Origin of the sequence: Streptomyces sp. NPDC058157 (assembly GCF_042884105.1) — a bacterium.
In the GTDB taxonomy this organism is placed as follows: Bacteria; Actinomycetota; Actinomycetes; order Streptomycetales; family Streptomycetaceae; genus Streptomyces.
The window spans coordinates 1-3,977 of the sequence record NZ_JBHVUQ010000346.1 but is presented as its reverse complement, the minus strand read 5'-3'; the positions used below and the strand labels follow the sequence as shown (position 1 = coordinate 3,977).

6 protein-coding genes are annotated in these 3,977 nt (G+C 71.5%); 2 read left to right on the top strand and 4 right to left on the bottom strand.

Annotation, left to right across the window (positions count from 1 at the left end; translation table 11 throughout):
- The 4 genes from ACFVXK_RS37435 to ACFVXK_RS37420 all read right to left on the bottom strand — a co-directional run.
- The coding region (locus tag ACFVXK_RS37435) for a gas vesicle protein GvpG (RefSeq protein WP_389621504.1) at positions 1–223 on the bottom strand (223 nt) is incomplete at its 3' end.
- A gap of 43 nt (positions 224–266) precedes the next feature.
- Positions 267–983 carry a GvpL/GvpF family gas vesicle protein gene (locus tag ACFVXK_RS37430; protein WP_389621501.1) on the bottom strand — a complete coding sequence of 239 codons (717 nt, stop codon included), beginning with the start codon at positions 981–983 and terminating at the stop codon, positions 267–269.
- Positions 984–986: 3 nt separating this feature from the next.
- The gene (gene gvpJ, locus ACFVXK_RS37425) at positions 987–1,487 is read right to left on the bottom strand and encodes a gas vesicle protein GvpJ (RefSeq protein WP_389621498.1); all 501 of its coding nucleotides are present in this window, start codon (positions 1,485–1,487) and stop codon (positions 987–989) included.
- 29 nt (positions 1,488–1,516) lie between these two features.
- A complete protein-coding gene (locus tag ACFVXK_RS37420; RefSeq protein ID WP_389621495.1) occupies positions 1,517–1,813 on the bottom strand; it encodes a gas vesicle protein in 297 nt (98 codons plus the stop codon).
- A gap of 197 nt (positions 1,814–2,010) precedes the next feature.
- Between ACFVXK_RS37420 and ACFVXK_RS37415 the strand changes: the two genes are divergently transcribed.
- The gene (locus ACFVXK_RS37415) at positions 2,011–2,934 is read left to right on the top strand and encodes a histone protein (RefSeq protein ID WP_389621492.1); all 924 of its coding nucleotides are present in this window, start codon (positions 2,011–2,013) and stop codon (positions 2,932–2,934) included.
- A gap of 4 nt (positions 2,935–2,938) precedes the next feature.
- Positions 2,939–3,977: SRPBCC family protein (locus tag ACFVXK_RS37410; RefSeq protein ID WP_389621489.1), on the top strand; the 1,039-nt coding region annotated here is incomplete at its 3' end.

Sequence of the window (3,977 nt, the reverse complement as noted above, 5' to 3'; positions counted from 1 at the left end):
GGATCTCCCTCAGGCGGTCGAGCAGTGCCTCCTCCGCGCCGTCGAACGTGTCCTGGTCGATCTCCCCCTCGACGAGCCGGTGCTCGAGTTCGGCGAGTTCGGCCCACACGGGGGCGGGGTCGTAGTACCGGGCCTCCGCCTCTTCGGCGACCCGCTCCGCCACCCACAGGGCGGCGCGCACCGGGAGGAGGGGGGCGGTGATCAGCGTGGTGAACAGTCCCATGGACGCGCTCCTGTCGTCGGGCCGCCGGCTTCACGCGACGGCCTCACGGAACGAAGCTGTACGGGGGGAGCGGGCCGGCCAGCCGGGTCCGGACCGCGGGACCGGCGTCCAGGCCGAGCCCGGCCTGCGCGTCGAGGAAGGGGCGTTCCCCGTCCCGGGGGACGAGCAGGGAGAGGTTGAGGAAGTCCTCGCCGGTCGGCGGGTGCACCACGTAGGCACGGGCCAGCGGGGCCAGGGCCCGGATGAGCTCCGCCGAAGCGTCCGAGCGCCGCAGCTCCACCTCGGCGGAGACCAGCTGCCCCAGCTCCAGCGGCAGCCGGGGGTCCGTGTCCCCGCCGAGGATCTCCTCGTTCAGGCTGCTCGCGCGCGGTGAGCCGTCCAGGATGTCGCGCAGCAGCGCGCTCTCCTCCTGCCCGGCCTTGACGTTGTACTCGGCGCACCCCTGCACACCGGCCAGGGCGTCGAGGTAGCTCCCCGCACGTTCCTCCAGCACCTGCCGCACGGACTCGTCGCCGGGCGCGGTGTAACCGAACTGCAGGGGCAGCGGGGTGCCGTCGGCCATCAGCCGGTCCAGGACCGCCTGGTGGGCGATGACGTCCCGCCGTCTGGGGCGGACCTCCTCGGCCACGTCGCTGACCACGGCCCGCAGCTCCCCGCTCTCCAGCGTGCGCACGGGCGGCGCGTCCGAACCGACGCCGGTGAGCCCGTCGAGGTGACAGGGGTGCTCGCGGCGGGTCACGGCGTACACGTAGACGGCCATGGGTCACTCCCTCTCGCGGCGCGCCGGGCGGCGTGCGCTCCTGCGGCGCCGAACGGGCTGCTCGACCTCTTCGGGCTCCTCGCGCTCCTGGTCCTCCTGCTCCCGCTCCTCCGTCTCCTCGTCCTCCTCCTCGTCGTCCCCGCCGGTGAGGGACTGCTTCACGGCTTCGACGGCGCCCCCCAGAGCCCCCTTGGCCTTGCCGCGGCTGCCGCCCTCCAGCATGTCGCCGACGACCTCCGGCAGTTGCGCGGGGGCCTTGCGGCCGGCTTCCAGGTCGAGGCGGTTGCACGCCTCGGCGAAGCGCAGATAGGTGTCCACACTGGCGACCACGATGCGCGCGTCGATCTTCACCAGTTCGATCCCGACGAGCGAGACGCGCACGAAGACGTCGATCACCAGCCCGCGGTCGAGGATGAGTTCCAGGACGTCGTAGAGGCTGCTGGTGCTGCCGCCTCCGCCGTCACCCCGGACGGCCGTGCCCGCTCCCTGCGGCATCATCGTCATGGCGTCGCTTCCCTTCACCGCCGGCCGCCTCAGCGGCCCGGCCGGTCGACCATGCCCCGGCTGTACCTCCGGGTCCTCTCGTAGGAGATCAGTTCGCCTTCCTCGTCCAGAGCGACCGTGTAACTGCCCATCACACTGGTGGTGTCGGGTATGCGCTCCAGCTCGACGACCTCCACGACGGCCTCCCAGCCGTCCTCCGTGGGCTTCACGGAGGACACCGAATCGGGCGGGCGTCCCAGGAGCTCGGCCAGCTGCTCGGCGGCGGCCCGGAGCACCGCGGCCGCACCGGGCGCGCCGCGCCTGCGGGCGGGTCGTCTCGTGGCCATGTGCTCCCCTCGTGAACGAATCTCCGTGGACTAGCGCCCCTCCCCACGTGTGCGCACGGCACACCTCACAAACAGAACTTTTTTGGCATATGCCGCATACTCCGGGCCCACGCGAGCAGGCCTGTAGGTATCGCGCGCGGCCGGACGAGGACCCGGCCCGGTGCGCCGACCCATTCACTTCGGAAGGGACCAGGCTGATGGACGACGCGAGCAAGATCGCCCTGGCGGCCGCCATCGCAGGGGGCTACGTACTGGGCCGGGCGAAGAAGGGGCGCATGGCCCTGTCCCTGGCCACCTATCTCGCCGGCCGCAGATTCGGCCTCGACCCGGGCCAGCTCATGACGCAGGGCCTGAAGAAGCTCGGCGAGGTGCCCCAGGTCGCGGAACTCGGCGACCAACTGCGCGGAGAGGCCTTCGCGGCCGGCCGCAAGGCCCTCGCGGCGGCCGCCAACCGCCAGCTCTCCGGCCTGGCCGACACGCTGCACGAACGCACCCTCGAACTGACCCGGGGCCCCGGGGACAAGGAGAAGGACGAGGACGAGGACGAGGGCCGCGTCTACGAGGACGAGGAGCCCTACGAGGACGAGGACGCGGAGGAGTACGAGGAGGAGGACGAGGAACAGCGAGCCGCGGACCACGGCGACGAACCGGAAGAAGACGAAGGCGAAGACGAAGAGGAGGACGAGCAGGAAGAGGAGGAAGAGAAGCCGCGCCGGACACGAGGGGCACCGCATGCACGCCGGGCCTCTTCCGGCACCACGCGTTCCTCGGGCACCACGCGTACCTCGCGTTCCTCCCGCTCCTCCACCTCGGCCCGGGCGCCTGCGCGCCCCTCCCCGGCCCGCAAGAAGGCCGAGCCGGCGAAGAAGACCGCCTCCCGCAGCAGGACGGCCAAGAAGACGGCCGCCCCCGCGAAGAAGGCCTCCTCCCCGCGGCGCGCTCCGGCGAAGAAGGCCGCATCGGCCAGGCCGGCCGCCAAGCCGCCCACGAAGAAGGCGGCGGCCAAGCGGGCTCCCGCCAAGAAGACGGCGTCCGGCCGTTCGGCGCGGAGCGGTACGGCCAAGAAGACCGCCGCACCGGCGAAGAAGACGTCCGCCCGCAAGCCGTCGACCCGGAGGTAGCACCATGGCCACCACCGAACGCTCCCGCTCCGGGAGCAAGACGTCCCCCATGGACCACCTGCTCGGAGAGCTCGGCGACTACCTCACGGCGCAGGCCGGGAACCTCGCCGACAAGGCCGCCGACAAGATCGACGACGTCACCGACCAGCTGTACGACGTGGTGGATGGCGGAGGCTCCCTCGGCGCCATCGGCGGCCGGCTGCTCCAGGGCGACTCGCCCCTCAAGGCCGCCGTGGGCGGCACGGTCGGCAACCTCGTCGACAAGGCCAAGGAGGCGGGCAGCAGTCTGCTGGGCGGGGGAGGCAAGGGCAAGAGCCGCAAGGGCGGCTCCAAACCGACCCACATCACCGAGTCCGTCGACATCGGAGTCCCGTTGCGCACCGCCTATGACCACTGGACGCGGTTCGAGGACTTCAGCGGCTTCGCCAAGGGCGTGCGCAGCGTCTCCCAGGACGACGACACCACGTCCGCCTGGAAGGTCAAGGTGGGTCCCTCCACCCGCAGTTGGAAGGCGACGGTCCAGGAGCAGGTCCCGGACGACCGGATCGTGTGGACCTCGGACGGACCCAAGGGGACCACGCGCGGATGCGTCAGCTTCCACGAACTGGCCCCTTCCCTCACCCGCGTGCTGCTGGTCGTCGAGTACTACCCGTCCGGCCTGTTCGAGCGGACCGGCAACCTCTGGCGGGCCCAGGGCCGCCGGATGCGCCTGGACCTGAAGCACTTCCTGCGCCACGTGACCCTCTCCGGTGACGAGGACCCCGAGGGATGGCGCGGCGAGATCCGCGACGGCGAGGTCGTGACCACGCACGAGGAGGCCGTCGAGCAGGAGGAAGCGGAGGGCGGCGAGGACGCGGAATACGACGACGAGTACGACGGGGACGAGGCGCCCGACGAGGAGGAAGGGGAAGGGGAGGACGACGAGGCGGAGGAGGGCGACGACGAGGAACCGGAATACGAGGACGAGGCGGGCGAGGAGAGGGACGAGGACGAGGACGAGGAAGCCGACGAGGAGGACGATGGCGACGAAGAGGAAGAGGAGC